Source organism: Halorubrum sp. SD683 (genome assembly GCF_002135045.1).
Taxonomy (GTDB): Archaea; Halobacteriota; Halobacteria; order Halobacteriales; family Haloferacaceae; genus Halorubrum; species Halorubrum ezzemoulense.
This window is the reverse complement of record NZ_NEWJ01000024.1, coordinates 22,483-37,913: the sequence shown is the minus strand read 5'-3', so window position 1 is coordinate 37,913 and position 15,431 is coordinate 22,483. Positions and strand designations below refer to the sequence as shown.

Annotated in this window: 19 protein-coding genes; 7 read left to right on the top strand and 12 right to left on the bottom strand. The window is 72.9% G+C overall.

Annotated features, from left to right (window positions below; genetic code table 11):
• Window positions 1-115 (bottom strand): twin-arginine translocation signal domain-containing protein (locus B9G49_RS16205; protein ID WP_143414692.1); only part of this gene is annotated, 115 nt, incomplete at its 3' end.
• A gap of 83 nt (window positions 116-198) precedes the next feature.
• Between B9G49_RS16205 and B9G49_RS08305 the strand changes: the two genes are divergently transcribed.
• From B9G49_RS08305 to hisB, 3 genes are all read left to right on the top strand, one after another.
• Entirely contained in the window at window positions 199-1,038 is an 840-nt protein-coding gene (locus tag B9G49_RS08305) for a hypothetical protein (protein WP_086216062.1), read from the top strand.
• 86 nt (window positions 1,039-1,124) lie between these two features.
• Window positions 1,125-1,877: a 1-(5-phosphoribosyl)-5-[(5-phosphoribosylamino)methylideneamino]imidazole-4-carboxamide isomerase gene (hisA, locus tag B9G49_RS08300; protein ID WP_086216061.1), complete on the top strand. Its 753-nt coding sequence runs from the start codon at window positions 1,125-1,127 to the stop codon at window positions 1,875-1,877.
• 440 nt (window positions 1,878-2,317) lie between these two features.
• On the top strand, window positions 2,318-2,914 hold the full coding sequence (hisB, locus tag B9G49_RS08290) for an imidazoleglycerol-phosphate dehydratase HisB (RefSeq protein ID WP_086216059.1): 597 nt from the start codon (window positions 2,318-2,320) through the stop codon (window positions 2,912-2,914).
• Between the two features lie 17 nt (window positions 2,915-2,931).
• Here the strand turns inward: hisB and B9G49_RS08285 are convergent, their stop codons facing one another.
• Complete coding sequence (locus B9G49_RS08285; protein WP_086216058.1) at window positions 2,932-3,153, bottom strand: hypothetical protein; 222 nt, start codon at window positions 3,151-3,153, stop codon at window positions 2,932-2,934.
• 140 nt (window positions 3,154-3,293) lie between these two features.
• Here B9G49_RS08285 and B9G49_RS08280 point away from each other — a divergent pair, with 140 nt between their 5' ends.
• Window positions 3,294-4,190, top strand: coding sequence for a YkgJ family cysteine cluster protein (locus tag B9G49_RS08280; RefSeq protein WP_086216057.1), 897 nt, complete (start codon window positions 3,294-3,296; stop codon window positions 4,188-4,190).
• Window positions 4,191-4,289: 99 nt separating this feature from the next.
• On the top strand, window positions 4,290-6,074 hold the full coding sequence (locus B9G49_RS08275; protein WP_086216056.1) for an L-aspartate oxidase: 1,785 nt from the start codon (window positions 4,290-4,292) through the stop codon (window positions 6,072-6,074).
• Window positions 6,075-6,101: 27 nt separating this feature from the next.
• Here B9G49_RS08275 and B9G49_RS08270 read toward each other — a convergent pair whose 3' ends face one another.
• The 8 genes from B9G49_RS08270 to larE form a co-directional block, all read right to left on the bottom strand.
• Complete coding sequence (locus B9G49_RS08270) at window positions 6,102-6,395, bottom strand: hypothetical protein (RefSeq protein WP_086216055.1); 294 nt, start codon at window positions 6,393-6,395, stop codon at window positions 6,102-6,104.
• Window positions 6,392-7,048 (bottom strand): GNAT family N-acetyltransferase, encoded by a 657-nt coding sequence (locus tag B9G49_RS08265; protein ID WP_086216054.1) that lies wholly within the window; start codon window positions 7,046-7,048, stop codon window positions 6,392-6,394. Before B9G49_RS08265 ends, B9G49_RS08270 begins: the two co-directional genes overlap by 4 nt.
• Window positions 7,049-7,119: 71 nt before the next feature.
• A complete protein-coding gene (locus B9G49_RS08260) occupies window positions 7,120-8,262 on the bottom strand; it encodes a Brp/Blh family beta-carotene 15,15'-dioxygenase (RefSeq protein WP_086216053.1) in 1,143 nt (380 codons plus the stop codon).
• Window positions 8,255-9,091, bottom strand: a complete 837-nt coding sequence (locus B9G49_RS08255; RefSeq protein ID WP_086216052.1) for a lycopene cyclase domain-containing protein — start codon at window positions 9,089-9,091, stop codon at window positions 8,255-8,257. The genes B9G49_RS08260 and B9G49_RS08255 overlap by 8 nt, the downstream gene beginning before the upstream one ends.
• A 105-nt stretch (window positions 9,092-9,196) precedes the next feature.
• Complete coding sequence (gene serB, locus B9G49_RS08250) at window positions 9,197-9,847, bottom strand: phosphoserine phosphatase SerB (protein ID WP_086216051.1); 651 nt, start codon at window positions 9,845-9,847, stop codon at window positions 9,197-9,199.
• An 85-nt stretch (window positions 9,848-9,932) separates the two neighbouring features.
• On the bottom strand, window positions 9,933-10,121 hold the full coding sequence (locus B9G49_RS08245; protein WP_049932088.1) for a hypothetical protein: 189 nt from the start codon (window positions 10,119-10,121) through the stop codon (window positions 9,933-9,935).
• A 97-nt stretch (window positions 10,122-10,218) separates the two neighbouring features.
• Window positions 10,219-10,422: a hypothetical protein gene (locus B9G49_RS08240; RefSeq protein ID WP_049932090.1), complete on the bottom strand. Its 204-nt coding sequence runs from the start codon at window positions 10,420-10,422 to the stop codon at window positions 10,219-10,221.
• Between the two features lie 108 nt (window positions 10,423-10,530).
• Window positions 10,531-11,463, bottom strand: coding sequence for an ATP-dependent sacrificial sulfur transferase LarE (gene larE / locus B9G49_RS08235; RefSeq protein ID WP_086216050.1), 933 nt, complete (start codon window positions 11,461-11,463; stop codon window positions 10,531-10,533).
• A 155-nt stretch (window positions 11,464-11,618) separates the two neighbouring features.
• Between larE and B9G49_RS08230 the strand changes: the two genes are divergently transcribed.
• A complete protein-coding gene (locus B9G49_RS08230; RefSeq protein WP_086216049.1) occupies window positions 11,619-13,649 on the top strand; it encodes a helix-hairpin-helix domain-containing protein in 2,031 nt (676 codons plus the stop codon).
• 32 nt (window positions 13,650-13,681) lie between these two features.
• Here B9G49_RS08230 and B9G49_RS08225 read toward each other — a convergent pair whose 3' ends face one another.
• Entirely contained in the window at window positions 13,682-14,065 is a 384-nt protein-coding gene (locus B9G49_RS08225) for a RidA family protein (protein WP_086216048.1), read from the bottom strand.
• A gap of 159 nt (window positions 14,066-14,224) precedes the next feature.
• Between B9G49_RS08225 and B9G49_RS08220 the strand changes: the two genes are divergently transcribed.
• Window positions 14,225-14,473, top strand: a complete 249-nt coding sequence (locus B9G49_RS08220; protein WP_049932095.1) for a hypothetical protein — start codon at window positions 14,225-14,227, stop codon at window positions 14,471-14,473.
• Between the two features lie 44 nt (window positions 14,474-14,517).
• Here the strand turns inward: B9G49_RS08220 and B9G49_RS08215 are convergent, their stop codons facing one another.
• Window positions 14,518-15,375 carry a hypothetical protein gene (locus B9G49_RS08215; protein ID WP_086216047.1) on the bottom strand — a complete coding sequence of 286 codons (858 nt, stop codon included), beginning with the start codon at window positions 15,373-15,375 and terminating at the stop codon, window positions 14,518-14,520.
• Window positions 15,376-15,431: the final 56 nt, after the last annotated feature.

Sequence of the window (15,431 nt, the reverse complement as noted above, 5' to 3'; positions counted from 1 at the left end):
GGAAATGTGTATAGGGGACAGCGACGGCCCCCGCCGCCCCGGCCGCAGTCAGGAACCGCCGTCGGGTGTGTGGCCGAGCGCGTCGCCGCCGTGTCCTGCTTTCGTCGTCGGTCATCACTCGGTTGTTGTACTCGGTGGTTACATAAGGGATCCGGGTCGGGGCGACACCGATTTCCCCGTCGCGGCCGTCGAATTCGTATGAAGCAGCGTCCGACGAACGGATCTGCAGCGACGCCGCCCCCACGCGAGACGACCACCCGACGCCGCCTGCTCGCGGGCGGCGCGGCGGTCGGCGTCGCCGGGCTCGCCGGCTATCTCGGCGCCCGCGACGGGCCAGTCCCGGCCCCCGAGGTGACGAGCGACCGGATCGACGACTGGCGACGGACCGACAAGTTCGAGCGGACGGTGTTCGATCGGTCGTACGGTCCCGTCACCGTCCGGGCGCTCGAACACACGGGAATCTACGAGTACGCGCCCGTCGCGGACGCGCTTGCCGAGACGCTCGGCGGATCCGGGTCGCCGGTCGTCTTCTTCGCGACGCGGATCGACCTCCGGCCCGCCGTCGACCGACTCCCGGCCGAGATCGGCCGCGAGCGGATCATGCGCGAGGTGGAGGCGGCCGCGACCGACGCCTTCCGCGGGCAGCTCCGGAGCGCCGGCATCGAGAACGTCGAAATCGCCGACGAGGGGATCTCCACCGTCCGGTCCGGCAACACGGCGACCGTGTGGCGGCTGACTGGCGAGTACGCGCTCGACGGCGAGGTCCCGCTCCCGGACGGGACCGCCGCGGGACTCGATCGACCCCTCGACATCGGGGCCCGCCTCGGCGTCTGGCACGACGGAACCAACGTGATAGTCGCCGGCGGCGCGTATCCGACCGATCCCCTTCTCGACGCCTTCGACGCGGCGCTGCCGGACTCGATCGACGCCGAGAGCGCTGTGCGACGGCTCGCCGGCGCCGAGAGCGCCGAGGCGCTCGCGACCGACCCCGCCGCCTACGACGAGGACGTCTCGCAGTTGCTCATCTCGGTGGTGTGAGCCGACGGCCCCCCGGAGCCCCCCGCTCGGCCCTCCTTCCGCCTCGAACCGACCCGTTTAATCGCCGTCGCGGGCTTCAGTCCCGTATGAGCCACTTCTCGGAGTTCGAAGTGATCCCCGCCGTCGACGTACAGGACGGCGAGGTCGTCCAGTTGGTCGGCGGCGAGCGCGGGACGGGCAAGCGCTACGGCGACCCCGTCGCGGCCGCCGAGCGCTGGGTCGAGGCGGGGGCCGAAACCCTCCACCTCGTCGATCTCGACGGCGCGTTCGAGGGCGAGCGCGTCAACGCCGGCGCGCTCGAGTCGGTCGTGGACGCGGTCGGCGGCGACGGCGCGGACGCGGTCGGCCTCCAGCTCGGCGGCGGCATCCGGGCCGCCGAGGGCGCGCGCGCGCTGCTTGACTTGGGGCTCGACCGCGTCATCCTCGGGACCGCGGCGGTCGAGACCCCGGATATCGTCGCGGAGATCGACGAGACCCACCCGGGGAGCGTCGTCGTCAGCCTCGACGCGAAGGACGGCGAGGTCGTCGTCTCTGGCTGGACCGAGGGGACCGGGCTCGACCCCGCCGAGGCCGCCGCCCGCTACGAGGAACTGGGGGCCGGCGCGATCCTCTTCACGAACGTCGACGTGGAGGGGCAGCTGGATGGGATCGACCGCGAGGCGGTCGCGAGCGTCGTCGAGGCCGTGGATATCCCGGTTATCGCGTCCGGGGGCGTAGCGACGGTCGAGGACGTTATTGATCTAAAAGAGGCCGGCGCGGCCGCCGTCGTCGTCGGCACCGCGTTATACGAGGGCGAGTTCACGCTGCGCGAGGCGCAGGACGCGGCGGACGAGATTTAAATCGACTTCGCATTTACCGTTGATTGCTTATAATAACTGACTGCGGATCGCCGGCGAACACCGCCAAAGCCCCAGCCGCGAGGACTCGCGCGCCTCGTTGCGCGCTTCACTCGGTCGCTCACTCCGTTCGCTCCCTCGCTCCAGTGCTTACGTCGTCGTGCTTCGTCCTCGCGGCTGCCCCTTTGACTCCCACCCGACCGCACCGCAACCGCGCCTCACACCTCCCCAGCCTCGCGGCTCCCTCCGCTTCGCTCCGGTCGCCGCGTCCCTCGCGCGCGCTGCCTCGCGGCCGCCGGTGGCGACCGCTCGCAGGCACGCGCCACCGCACCGCCCGTTTATAACCATTCCCTCGACTCCCGCACCACGTCCGCTCCTCTCTCGCGGATCCGGAACCCCGCCACACCCGCAACCGACTTACGAATCCCCCGCGACGGGCCGGTATGAGCGACCACGACCGGACCGCGGCCGTCACCCGCGAGACGAGCGAGACGACCATCGAACTCACGCTCGCGGTCGACGGCGACGGCGACAGCGAGGTCGACACGGGGGTCGGCTTCTACGACCACATGCTCGAATCGTTCGCGAAGCACGGCCTCTTCGACCTGACCGTGCGCTGTGACGGCGACTTGGACATCGACGACCACCACACCGTCGAGGACGTGGCGATCTGCCTCGGCGAGGCGTTCGACGAGGCGCTCGGCGACAAGCGCGGCATCCGGCGGTACGCCGACCGCCGCGTCCCGCTCGACGAGGCGGTCGCGAGCGCCGTCGTCGACGTGGCGGGGCGGCCGTACTACGAGTTCTCCGGAGAGTTCTCACAGGAGTCTGTCGGGGAGTTCACCAGCGTCATGGCCGACCACTTCGCGCTCTCCGTAGCCCACAACGCCGGGCTGACGCTCCACGCCGCGGTCGAGCGCGGCGACAACGCCCACCACGAGGTCGAGGCGCTGTTCAAGGCGCTGGCGCGCGCGCTCGACGACGCCACCCGGCTCGACGAGCGCCGCAGCGACACGCCAAGCACGAAGGGCGAGCTCTGAGGCGGCGTCCCTCGGGGTCACTCGGGCGCGGCGAACTCGTTGTACTCCCCGTTGTGGTATACGAGCTCGCCCGTCTCTTCCAGCTCGTGGAGCAGGTCGAACACCTCGCTGTACTCGTGTTCGCGGTCGTACTCGACCGCCAGCCGCTGGACGACCACCCCCGGCGTCACCGCCGCGGCCTCGTGTTCTCGGACGATCCGGACCACGAGCCGCCCGAGTTCCGCCCGTTCCGAGTCCATCTCGTGACGACGTTCGGCCGGGGTCGGCAAAACTGTCCGGGTCCGGGACGCGCCCGGTTCGCGTCCCGTCCGGACTCGGTTCGCGTCCGGTTCGCGTTCCGCCGACAACTTATCACACTGCGAACCGTTGGCAGGGCCGTATGGAACTCCGCTGTGAGGGCTGCGCCGGCTGCTGCGTCGACTGGCGTCCGCTCGATCCGGCCGCGGCGGGCTCAGACCGCACCGGGCCTCGTCCCCCGCTCGACGACACCTACGACCTCGTCCCGCTCACCCGCGACGAGGTCGTAGGCATCGTCGACGACGGCCTGGGCGACGCCCTGGTCCCCCGGCTGTTCGAGCCGGCCGAGCGCGACGAGCGCGTTCGGATCGACGGGACCGACCTCGCCGCGATCGACGGCCGCCCCGTCTTCGTCGTCGGCCTCCGGAAGCCCCCCAAACCGGTCGCACCGATCGGGACCGACGAGCCGCGCTGGCTCGGCGCCTGCGCCTTCCTCGACCCGACGACGCTCCAGTGCCGGATCCACGGCGACGACCGCTACCCGCGCACCTGTTCGAGCTACCCGGGTCACAACCTCGAACTCGACGCCGAGACCGAGTGCGAGCGCGTCGAGGCCGCCGGGGGCGGGGACCGGCTCCTCGACGACGAGCCGGCCGACGACCTCCCGGCGCCCGCGTTCGGCCCGCAGGCGCTCGGCGCAACGGTGTTCGCGTACCCCGACCCGGAGGACCTCGACGGCGTCGTCGCCCGGCTCCGCGACGGCGGGGCGACCGCCGACGACCGCGCCCGCTTCGCCGGCGCCGCCGTCGGCTCTCGCCCCGGATCGCTGTCGGTGACGCGCGACCGCATGGCCGAGGCTCGGGACGACGCCCGCGAGGCCGACTCGTGGGTCGGGTCCGCGATCCGCGAGTGGACGGAGCGCGCCGGCGCCGACGGCGAGCGGGTCGGCCTCGACCGCGACGCGCGCGACCGCCTCGCCCGCGCCGTCGAGGACGACGCCGGCGCGCCCGGCACGCCCGGCTGGGACGCGGAGCGATAGGGGACGCGCCGACCGTCCTCGGTCGTGTGTTCGCGCCGCCTTCTCGCGCGCACGCACACGCGCGTGAAGCTTACCCGTCTCCGGACCCTCCGTTCGAACATGGACGAACGAGCCCCGACTGACGAGCCGGTCGAGTACGCGCGAGAGGACGTGTCCGTCCTCGTCGTGGGCGCCGGCGCCGCCGGCGCGCGCGCGGCGATCGAACTCGCCGAGCGCGGCGTCGACGACGTGCTCGTCCTCGGGAAGCGCGGACACGGCGACGCCCACACCACGTGGGCTCGGGGCGGGATCAACGGCGCGCTCGGGACCCACGACCCCGAGGACTCGCCCGCGATCCACGCGGCGGACACCCTCAACGAGGGCCACCTGATCAACGATCCCGGGAAGGTCGAGACAGTGACCGCGCAGATGCCCGAGCGGCTCCGCGAGCTCGACGACTGGGGGATGGCGTACTCCCGCACCGACGACGGCGCGATCGACCAGCGGTTCTTTGGCGCGCAGTCGTTCCGCCGGACCGCCTTCGCCGGCGACCACACCGGCGAGTCGCTGCTGAACACGCTCGTCGACCGCGCGCAGGCGCTGTCGGTCCCCTACCGCGAGAACGTGATGATCACGAAGCTGGTCTCCGACGGCGAGGCCGTCCACGGTGCGGTCGGCTTCGACATGGACGACGGCGAGTTCGTGCTGTTCAACGCGGGCACCGTCGTTCTCGCCGCCGGCGGCCACGCGGCGATCTACAACCGGCACACCTCCCGCGACGACGAGAACAACGGCGACGGCGCGGCGCTGGCCTTCGACGCCGGCGCGTCGCTGATGGACATGGAGTTCATGCAGTTCCACCCGACGGGGATGGCCGTCGACGAGGCCGACCCCGAGTGGGCGCCGTGGAGCGGCCGCCTCGTGACCGAGGCCGTCCGCGGCGAGGGGGGCCGCCTGTTCAACGCCGAGGGCGAGCGGTTCATGGAGCGCTACTCTCCGGACCAGATGGAGCTCGACGCCCGCGACGTGGTCGCCCGCGCCATCGCCCGCGAGATCGGCGAGGGGCGCGGCACGGAGCACGGCGGCGTCTACCTCGACATCTCTCACCGCGACGCCGACTTCATCCAAGAGCGGCTCCCCAGAATGTACGAGCGGTTCCAAGACCTCGGCGTGGACATGGCCGAGGAGCCCGTCGAGGTCGCGCCGACCTCCCACTACGGGATGGGCGGCGTCGCCGTCGACGACCACGGCGAGACCGACGTTGACGGCCTCTTCGCCATCGGGGAAACGATGGCGGGCGTTCACGGCGCGAACCGCCTCGGCGGCAACTCGCTGGCCGAGACGGTCGCGTACGGCGTCGTCGCGGGCGAGCGGATCGCCGACCGCGTCGACGGCCCGGGCGAGGTGCCCGACGCCCTCCGCGAGGAGACCGTCGAGCCGCACCTCCGCGACCTGCGCGCGATGGCGGACAACGACGGCGCCAACGAGGTCGACGCGGTGCTCGCAGACCTCCGCGAGCTGATGTGGGAGCACGCGGGCATCCTCCGCGACGAGTCGTCGCTCCGCGAGGGGCTCGACCGCCTCGCCGCCGTCCGCGACCGCGCCGCGGACATGCGCGTCGGGCCGGTCACCAGCGAGTCGTTCGAGCTCGCCGTCGACGCCGGCTTCATGCTTGTCGCCGCCGAGGCGGTCCTCCGCGGCGCGCTCGAACGCGAGGAGTCGCGCGGCGCGCACTACCGCACCGACCACCCCGACACCGACCCCGACTGGCGTCGCAACGTCTACTTCGACGCGGCCGACGTCGGCGGCATGACGCTCCGCACCGAACCGGTCGATCAGCCGAGCGACGCCGTCCAGGCCGCCCTCGACGAGGGCCACGAGCTGGACTACCACCAGCTAGAGTAGCGACGGCCCGCTCCGCTCGTCCCTCCTTCACCCGCCCCGCTCCCGGTACCAGACGCGCTCGCCGACCGGCGACTCGCCGTCGTCGATCGGGAGCCGGCTCACGAACAGGTCCCGCACGGCGAGCGTGAGCGTCAACTCGACGGGCTCGCCGCGGTCCCCGTCTGCCACCGCTTCATCTCCTCCCTCCTCTCGCTCCGACACGGTCGGCCGCACCGTCACGACGCAGTGGCCGTCGCGCTCGCCGATCGATTCGACGACGCCGACCGACCACTGGTCGACGTGGTGCGACGGTTCCCTGGCGTGGACGCGGTCGTGGTTCACGACCGGCTCGCCTCCGCGTCGGTCGCGTCGCCCGCGACGCGCCGCACGGCGAGCGCGCCCTCGCAGGTACACGTCTCCTCGCACTTCGGGCACTCCGCCGCGGGGCGCTCGATCGGGTCGCGGTGGATCGTCTCGTAGCCGTGCGCGTCGAACAGCTTCTCCGGGGAGTCGTCGCCGCCGTGGTACCACGAGTCCGCGAGGAACAGGTCGACGCCCCGCTCCGCGCCGGCCTCGTGGAGGCGACCGAGCAGCCGGCTGCCGATCCCCCGACCCGTCGCGCCCTCCCTGACGTACCCCATTTCGAGGTGGCCGTACCGCTCCGCGGCGGGCAGCAGGTCGGGGTCGTCGAAGAAGTACATCTCGTCGGCGACGGCGGTCGGATCGGTGAACTCGCGGAGCGCCATGACGCCGAGGATCGCGCCGTCCCGGTCGCCCTCGCCGTCGACCGCGTCGGTTCGGTCACTCTCGCCGTCAACCGCGTCTCCCGCCGACTCGACGGCGTCCCCCTCGACCGCGACCAGCACGTGGTACGTCGGGTCGTCGATCCCGAGGTCCACGCCGTAGGAGCTCCCCTCGGTGAAATGAGAGGTGATGAGCGCCTCCAGCGGCTCGGCGTCGCCCGGTCGCGGCTCGCGGATCGCGATCTCGTCCATCTACCGGACGGACGCCGTCGCCGACCAAGAGCGGTGCGGTGCCGGCACCGGCCGCCTCCGGTCGGCGCCGATCAGGCCCCGGCGCCCGGCCGCCAGACTCCCTCCCGCCGGTCGAGCCACGCCACGACGACGACGTGCGGGAGCGTCATGGCGGCGATGGCGACGAGCGACACGGCGAGCAGGTCGCCGGGCGCCGCCACGCCCGCGGGGACCGAGACGCCGACCGCGCCGACCACGAGGAACCCGCCGAGCGTGAGCGGCGCCGCGTCGCGCCCGAAGCGGGCGAGCGCGCCGACCGCGTCGCCGGCCGACGCCGCGCTCGCCGCCGCTGGGTCGACGAGGACGAGCCGGCCGACGTGCCGGAGCGCGTGCCACAGCGCGAAGTACACCCCGATCGCGAACACCGGCGCGGCGAGCAGGAACCACGCCCACAGCACGGCCAGCTCGCCGGCGTCGCGGCGCCAGCCGCCGGCGTCGCGCCCGCTCCGAACCCGCCGGTAGCCGAGCCCGACCGACGCCAGCGTCGCGGCCGCCATCCCGACGCCGACCCCGGCGCGGACCGCGGGCGCGAACAGGGGGTCGACGGCCGTCGCGGCCGCGCCCGCGTCGACGAGGAACAGGCCGACGATCCACTCGGCCACCAGCCGGTACTCCTCGGGGTGCGCGAGGAGCGGGACGCCCATCGGGAGGCCGCCGCGGACGATAAGCGCCAGCCAGCGCTCGGCCGAGGTGGGGAGGTGGTCGACGCCCGCGATCGCGAGCGTCGCCACGTCGCCCTGCCCCCAGTGGAGCCACGTGAGCGCGATGAACCCGACGAACGCGGCGACGGGCGCGGCGAAGAAGGCCGCGACGACCGCCCCGCCGAGGACCGCGTAGCCGACGGAGACGACCGCGATCGACCGCCGGAGCGACACGCCCGGCGCGGCCCGTAGGGGGACGAGGTGGTCCACTGCGCCGTGCGCCATCCCGACGGCGAGGGTGCCGAGCGCGAACGTCGCGACGCCGAGTTCGACCGGAAACAGGGGGGTCGCGGCGCCGACCGGCAACAGCGCCGCCAGCGCCAGCGCCGGACGTCGCGCGAACCACCGGTCGACCCGCTCGGCCGCCGGGTCGGCGTCGCGCCCGTCGCCGACGCTCTCGTCGGCCCCGCGTCCCGCGGTCGCGACGGACCGGGCGTCCGCCGCGCTCCGCGACGCCTCCGACGCCTCAGTCATCGACTACGTCCGGGTCCGGGTCGGCCGGGGACTCAGGGCCGCGAACGTCCCGCTCGGGCTCCGACCCGGCGCCGGCGACAGCGTCCGCCGCCGCCCCGCGGCGGTCGTTCCAGTCGAGCACCCACTCGAACAAGACGAGGCCGTTGATCGTCATCACTCCCGCGGCGACGAAGAACAGCATCTCTTCGATCGGGAGGCCGAGGACCGCGATCCCGGTCGTCAACTCCGGCGAGAGGTACCACGTCCCCATGCCGATCGCGATCCGGTCGGCGACCCAGAAGTACGCTGCCGGAGCGAGCGTCGCCGTGATCCACAGCCGCGGCGTGCGCGCGAGGTAGCCGCCGCCGACGCCCCACTGGAGCGCGAGGACGGGCCCGACCCACGCGATCAGCCCGCCGAGGTACAGGAACGACGGGTCGAGCCACGCGAGCCCCAGCCCGACCGGGACCATCGCGAGGCCGACGAGGACGCCGGCGGCCCGGGGCACGCGGTCGAAGTCGCCCTCGCGGAACGTCGGATCGAAACCGATCCGGTGGAGCGCGAACGCGACCACGATCGTCTGGATCGCGAAGAACAGGTACTCGCCGAGCGGGATCGAGAGCGCCCGCGCGACGACGGCGCCGTCCGCGTACCCCCAGGCGCCCCGGCGGATCATGTAGCTGATCCACGGGGTGGTGTAGGCGTACGCGATGGCGACGAGGATCGCGATCCCACCGACCGCCCGGCGCTGCCGCGTCGCCTCGTACCGCGGGGCGAGGTACCACAGCAGCGCCAGCACGGGGAGACTGAAGACGAGGTGAAACTGGAGATACGTCAGCGTCGGTAGCATCGGACCACCCCGGCGAAGACGCTCATGCCAACATATCGCCCCCGTTTCTGTTTAACCCTTCAGCCCAACGTGGTCAGGTATCGCCGGCCCGAACCGGTTCGGTGATCAGTCCCCGGCCGCGAGGACGCCGTGCGCCTCCAGCACCTTCCCCAGCCGGTACATGGAGGCGACGACCGAATCACAGACCGGCCGCACCGCGGACTTCGGGACGAAGCCGACCGCTAGGCCCGCGACCTCCAGCATCGGGAGGTCGTTCGCGCCGTCGCCGACCGCCACCGTCTCGCGCATCGGGACGCCGACCTCGGCCGCGAGGTCGGCGAGCGCGTCGTCCTTCGTCCCCTCGATCAGCGGTCCCTCCGCCTCGCCGGTGAGGGCGCCGTCCGGTCCGGTCGGCAGTCGGTTGGCGACGATCGTGTCGACGGCGACCCCCTCGCGAGCGAGCGCCGCCTCGACGCCGCGCTCGAACCCCCCGGTGAGGACGGCGACGTGGTGCCCCTCGTCGCGGAGGCGCTCGATGAGATGCGCGGCGCCGGGCCGGATCCGCACCGCGTCGAACGCGTCCTCGACCTCCGCCTCGGGAAGGGCTTCCAGCAGCTCCGCGCGCCGGTAGAGGCTCTCGGCGTAGCTGAGTTCGTCGTTCATCGCCCGCTCGGTGATCTCGGCGACCTCGTCGGCGACGCCCGCCCGCTCCGCGAGCAGGACCGTCATCTCGGAGTCGGAGAGCGTCCCGTCGAAGTCGAACGCGATGAGACTCATGGCGTCCGTTCGTCGCGGCGGGGCCTTGAAGCGCGCGGTCGCCCCCGATTTTCACCGGCGGGAGCGCCTCTCGGACACGGCCCGCTCACAGCCGCTCGCCGCGGTACTCGAAGTACCTGACCTCCTCGGCGCACCAGGCGCAGCCGCACTCGCTGTAGTAGCCGCTCCGCCCGGTGAGCCGATCGGGGTGGGTGATCTCGATGCCGCGCTGGAACCGCTCCGCGAGCTCGTGGTATCGGTCGCACTCCTCCCAGAACGACGCCGCAGCGGCCATCGTGTCCGTTTACGTGAAACTCGCATTTGAACGGTACTCCGAACTCGCGCCCGCCCGGCCCCTTTCGGCCGCGTCGCAGCGGCTCGCGCCGCCCTCCTCACTCGCCGTCAGCGTCGGCGAGGAACTCCACGTCGCCGGCGATGACCGCGCTCGCGATGACGCCGACGCCGACCACGGTGGCGACCCCGAGGGTGGTCATCGTCACCGAGAGCGCCGAGCCGCCGATCGCGACGCCCACGAACGCCCCGACGGCCCCCCCGACGCCGCCGGCGATCACCGCCAGCGTCTGTGCCTCCCGCATAGGTGTCGCTTTAGTAACACGGGTTATAAGCGTTCCCGCCGGGTTCTCTCCGGTGATAACGCCGCCCTCATTCCGGCGCCGGTGCCGCTCTCGGCGGTCGCCGGCGCCTCAGCGCGGGTACCGCCGCCCGAGGTCGGCGCCGTCGTCCGCCGCGTCGCTCCCGGCGGGCTCTCCGTTCGCGTTGTCGGAGTTCTCGTCGCCCGCATCCCCGTCGCCCACCTCCTCGCCGCCCGGACTCACGCTCCCGGTTCGGTAGCCGGCCATGTCGAGGGTGACGTACTCGAAGCCGAGGTCGGTGAGGTGTTCGTGGACGGCGTCGGCGAAGGCCGGGTCGAGCGCCCGCTCCAGTTCGTCGGGGGCGATCTCGACGCGTGCGAGGCCGTCGTGGTCGCGAACCCGGAACCCCTCGAAGCCCCACTCGCGGAGCACCCGCTCCGCCTTCTCGACGCGGGTCAGCCGCTCCTCGGTGACCTCCAGCCCGGTCGGGATCCGCGAGGAGAGACACGCCATCGAGGGCTTGTCGGCCACGGAGAGGTCGCGAGACTCGGCGATCGCGCGGACCTCCGCCTTCGTGATCCCGGCGTCGAGCAGCGGCGAGAACACGTCGAGCTCCTCGACCGCGCGGAGCCCCGGTCGGTGCCCCTCGCCGGGGTCGTCCGCGTTCGTCCCGTCGCAGACGGTGTCGATCCCCAGCTCCTTCGCGGTCTCGTACATCCGGCCGAGCCGCATGGTCCGGCAGTGGTAACACCGGTCGCCGTCGTTGGCGACGAAGTTCGGGTCGTCGAGCTCGGAGAACGTCACCGTCTCGTGGCGGACCCCGATCTCGTCGGCGACTCGCTTCGCGTCGTCGAGCTCCGCCGCGGGGAGCGTCTCGCTGCGGGCGGTACACGCCACGGCGTCGTCGCCGAGCGCCTCCGTTGCCAGCGCGGCCACCACCGCGGAGTCGACGCCGCCCGAGAACGCGACGAGCACCCCGTCGCGCTCGCCGACCGCCTCGGGGTCGAGCGACCCGTCGCCGACGGCACGCGCGTCCTGACTCATGGCAGGCGTTGGCGACGAGCGCGAAAAAGGGCGTCGCACCCGGCGCGCTGGTCCTCGCTCTGAGACGCGCGCCGCCCCCCGACCCGCCGGACGCCGCGGGGATCCGCGGGAGCGACCCGCACGCTTTACACCGTTGCCGTGATACCGGCGGGTAGATGGAGCTGGAGGCGATCCCCGGCGTCGGCGCCAAGACGGCCGCTTCGCTGCGCGAACTCGACGACCCGGTCGCGACCGTCGAGTCCGGCGACGTGGCCGCCATCGCCCGCGCGCCGGGCGTCAACGAGGCCCGCGCGGCCCGCATCGCTCGCGGAGCGATCCGGCGCCGCCACGGCGACGACGGTCGCGTGCTGGCCACCGACCGCGCCCGCGAGCTGTACCGGGAGGCGATCGACCTGCTGCGCGAGCGCACCGTCACCGACTACGCGGCGAAGCGGCTGGAGACGTTCTACCCGAGCGCGTCCGCCTCGCGGATCGCGGAGGCGCAGTCGTTCGCCGCCGACGCGGCCGACCGCGACCCCGACCCGGCGGTCCGCGAGGCGCTCGCGGACTGCGCGCCCCTGTCGGACCCCCCGACCGTCCGCGTCCGCGACCGCTGCCTCGCGACGGCCGACGCCGAGACGCTCGCGCGCGCCGAGGCGGAGGTTCCCGAGCTCTCCGTCGAGACCGTCGAGGACGCGCGTGATGTCTCCGAGCTGGGCCGCTCGTACGCGTCCGTGATCGTCTTGGACGAGTCGTTCGCCGGGCTCGACGTGGAGGGCGACGTGAGCGTGCGGCCGGACGCGCTGGAGGCGCCGGCGGAGACGGTGCCCGAGCGGCTGCTCGCCTTCTTCGCCGAGAACCGCGACCGGCTGGAGGCGGCCGCGGCGGTCCACGAGGCGGCCGCGGCGGCCGGCGACCCCGTCTCGGGCGGCGGCCCTCCGGTCGCCCTCGACCGCCTGCGCGACGCGCTCTCGCGGCTCGACGACGACGGCACGATCGCCGGCGACGCGGAGCTGGACCGGCTCACCGCCGCCGTCGACGACCTCGACGCCGCGGTGTCGACGGCCGCCTCTGTCGCCGACGACCGGCTGCGCGAGGCGATCCGCGAGCGCGACGTCACCATCGAGGGGACCGACTTCCTCTCCCTCGTCGAGCAGGGCGCCCGCGTGGACTCCCTGCTGGACCGCGAGCTCGCCGACGAGTACGACGCGGCCGTCGACGCCGCCCGCGAACACCTCGCCGACGCGCTCCGACTGGAACCCGAGGAGGCGGAGCTCGCGGAGCGCGTCTTCGGCGGCGACCCATCCTTCCCGGTCGACCACGACGAGAGCGCCGTCTCGCGGCTCCGGACCGAGCTCTCCGCGGCCCGGGACCGCCGGGCGGCGAAGCTGAAGGCCGACCTCGCGAGCGACCTCGGGGACCTCCGCCAGCCGGTCGAGGAGCTGGTCCGCGACGCCCTGGAGCTCGACGTCGAGCTCGCCGTCGCGCGGTTCGCGCGCGACTTCGACTGTACGCTGCCCGAGGTGGTCGAGCCGGCGGGCGACGACGACGGCGGCGAGGCCCCGCCCGCCGGCTTCCGCATCGAGGGCGGTCGCTCCCCGCTCCTCGACGTCGACTTCCCCGATGTCGAGCCCGTCGACTACGGCGTGTCGGGCGCGACGCTGCTCTCCGGGGTGAACTCCGGCGGGAAGACCTCGACGCTCGATCTGGTCGCGCTGGTCGTCGTGCTCGCGCAGATGGGGATGCCCGTGCCGGCCGAGTCGGCGACCGTCGAGCGGTTCGAGGAGATCCACTACTACGCGAAGTCGCAGGGCACCCTCGACGCCGGCGCGTTCGAGGCGACGTTGCGGGACTTCGGCGATCTCGTCGACGGCGCCGACGGTCGGCTGGTCTTGGTGGACGAACTCGAATCCATCACCGAGCCGGGCGCCTCCGCGAAGATCATCGCGGGCATCTTGGAGGCGCTCGACGATCAGGACGCGACCGCCGTCTTCGTCTCGCACCTCGCCCGCGAGATCCGCGCCGCCGCCGACTTCGAAGTCGCGGTCGACGGCATCGAGGCCGCGGGGCTCGTCGACGGCAAACTCCGCGTGAACCGCTCGCCGAAGAAGGGGCACCTCGCGCGGTCGACGCCGGAGCTCATCGTCGAGAAGCTCGCGGACGACCGCGGCGGCGAGTTCTACGGCGACCTGTTGGAGAAGTTCTGAGCCGGGAGCGGGTCTCCTCCCGCCCCGAGAACTCAGTCGCCGCCGTCGAGCTCCGCCGTGACCGTGATCTCGACGTCGAGCGGCGCGGGGAGCCGAGACACCTCGACGCAGGTCCGCGCCGGGTACGGCTCCGAGAGGAACGACCGGTACGCCTCGTTCCCCGCGTCGTAGTCGTCCATGTCGGTGAGGTAGACGGTCGCCGACACGATCGCGTCCGGGGTCGTCCCGGCCGCCTCCAGAATCGCGGCGACGTTTTCGAGCGTCTGCGTCGTCTGTTCGCCGACCGAGTCGGGCGCCTCCCCCGTGTCGGGGTCCACGCCCGTCTTCCCGGAGACGTGGACCGTGTCGCCCGAGACGATCGCCTGCGAGTACGGGCCGAGCGCTTCCGGGACGTCGTCCGTCGTGATCTCTCGCATGACCGGGGCGACGGCGCGCCGCGGCATCAAGGTGTAGGTCGCGGGGGTCGCCTCGGCCGCTCCGACACCGCCGCGAGGCGGTCGCCCCGACCCACGCCCCGTCCGGGCGTTCGTCGCCCCGCCGACATATTCATACAGGCTCGGTCGGAATCGGGCCGTATGCCAGCCGTGTCCCCGTTCGGCGTCCTCCTCTTCGCGGCGCAGGTCGGCGTCGGCGCTCAGGTGTCCCGCTTGCTCCCCGACCGTGACCGCGCCCGTCGCGCGGCCGTCGGGCTCGCCGTGGCGGTACTGGGTCTCTTGATCCTGTTCCGCTTCGGTTCCATCGCGGCGCTCACCGTCGACCTGATCGCGCTCCTCGTCGTTGCGAGAGCCGTCGGATCGCCCGGCCGTCGGCCGACGGCGGGGTAACGCGACGGTCTCGGCGCCGCGTCGTCCCGGTTACGATCGCACCCTCAGAGCCAGACGAGCCGCCACTCGCCGTCCGCGGTCGCGACGAGCCACTCCAGTTCGAACTCGTCGCTGTCGCCGTCGGTGACTGTCACCGAGACGACCGCGTTTTCCGCGGCGACGGTCTCGATCGTCTCGTCGTCCGCGGCCCCGGCGAAGAAGTCCGAGACGCTCCGGACGCGCTCGGCGTCCACGTCCTCGGCGACGACGGCGGCCTCGACGAGCCCCTGACGCCGCGCGCCGTCGAAGAGGCCCGGCACGTCCGCCGCCACCTCGCCCAGCGGCGACGCGGGGTGCGAGAGCTCCCGGACGTCGTCGGCGAACGCCGCCGCGCTCTCGGCCTCGCCCGCCCGCCGGTAGTACTCCCTGACGACTGTCACCGGTCCCTCCGGTTCGCCGGGCCACACGACGCCCCACTCGCCGTCGTCGGTCGCGACGAGCCACCGACGCTCGAACTCGCCCCCGTCGCCACCGACGACGGTCGCCGAGACGACCGCGTTCTCCGCGGCGATCGACTCCAGCTCCTCGTCGGTGAGCGAGGCCGACAGAAATCCGGATATCGAGCGGATCCGGTCGGCCGAGACGTTCTCCTCGACGACCGCGGCGTCGGCGAGCTCCTGTCTCACCGTGGTGTCGAACGCCATCGGCACGTCCTCGGCGAGCGTCGAGAGCGGGGAGACGGGGTGCGCGAGCGCCGGAACGTCCGCCGCGAACGCCTCTGCGTCTTCGCTCGCGCTCGCCCGCCGGTAGTACGCCTCGACCGCCGCCGCGGGACCGCCGGCGCCTTCGGCGGTGGAGGAGCGCCCGGCCGCGAGCGCGAGGACCGCTGCGCCGCCAACGGAGAGGAACGACCGTCGTTCCATGACCGTGTGTCAAGCGATGTCGAGCAAAAGTTCTTTTCCCAATTTCGCCCCGAAAG

Excerpts from the sequence above, each read along its gene's own strand:
- B9G49_RS08305 (WP_086216062.1), top strand. The coding sequence starts at position 199 with ATGAAGCAGCGTCCGACGAACGGATCTGCAGCGACGCCGCCCCCACGC.
- hisA (WP_086216061.1), top strand. The coding sequence starts at position 1,125 with ATGAGCCACTTCTCGGAGTTCGAAGTGATCCCCGCCGTCGACGTACAG.
- hisB (WP_086216059.1), top strand. The coding sequence starts at position 2,318 with ATGAGCGACCACGACCGGACCGCGGCCGTCACCCGCGAGACGAGCGAG.
- B9G49_RS08285 (WP_086216058.1), bottom strand. The coding sequence starts at position 3,153 with ATGGACTCGGAACGGGCGGAACTCGGGCGGCTCGTGGTCCGGATCGTC.
- B9G49_RS08280 (WP_086216057.1), top strand. The coding sequence starts at position 3,294 with ATGGAACTCCGCTGTGAGGGCTGCGCCGGCTGCTGCGTCGACTGGCGT.
- B9G49_RS08275 (WP_086216056.1), top strand. The coding sequence starts at position 4,290 with ATGGACGAACGAGCCCCGACTGACGAGCCGGTCGAGTACGCGCGAGAG.
- B9G49_RS08265 (WP_086216054.1), bottom strand. The coding sequence starts at position 7,048 with ATGGACGAGATCGCGATCCGCGAGCCGCGACCGGGCGACGCCGAGCCG.
- B9G49_RS08260 (WP_086216053.1), bottom strand. The coding sequence starts at position 8,262 with ATGACTGAGGCGTCGGAGGCGTCGCGGAGCGCGGCGGACGCCCGGTCC.
- B9G49_RS08255 (WP_086216052.1), bottom strand. The coding sequence starts at position 9,091 with ATGCTACCGACGCTGACGTATCTCCAGTTTCACCTCGTCTTCAGTCTC.
- serB (WP_086216051.1), bottom strand. The coding sequence starts at position 9,847 with ATGAGTCTCATCGCGTTCGACTTCGACGGGACGCTCTCCGACTCCGAG.
- B9G49_RS08245 (WP_049932088.1), bottom strand. The coding sequence starts at position 10,121 with ATGGCCGCTGCGGCGTCGTTCTGGGAGGAGTGCGACCGATACCACGAG.
- B9G49_RS08240 (WP_049932090.1), bottom strand. The coding sequence starts at position 10,422 with ATGCGGGAGGCACAGACGCTGGCGGTGATCGCCGGCGGCGTCGGGGGG.
- larE (WP_086216050.1), bottom strand. The coding sequence starts at position 11,463 with ATGAGTCAGGACGCGCGTGCCGTCGGCGACGGGTCGCTCGACCCCGAG.
- B9G49_RS08230 (WP_086216049.1), top strand. The coding sequence starts at position 11,619 with ATGGAGCTGGAGGCGATCCCCGGCGTCGGCGCCAAGACGGCCGCTTCG.
- B9G49_RS08225 (WP_086216048.1), bottom strand. The coding sequence starts at position 14,065 with ATGCGAGAGATCACGACGGACGACGTCCCGGAAGCGCTCGGCCCGTAC.
- B9G49_RS08220 (WP_049932095.1), top strand. The coding sequence starts at position 14,225 with ATGCCAGCCGTGTCCCCGTTCGGCGTCCTCCTCTTCGCGGCGCAGGTC.
- B9G49_RS08215 (WP_086216047.1), bottom strand. The coding sequence starts at position 15,375 with ATGGAACGACGGTCGTTCCTCTCCGTTGGCGGCGCAGCGGTCCTCGCG.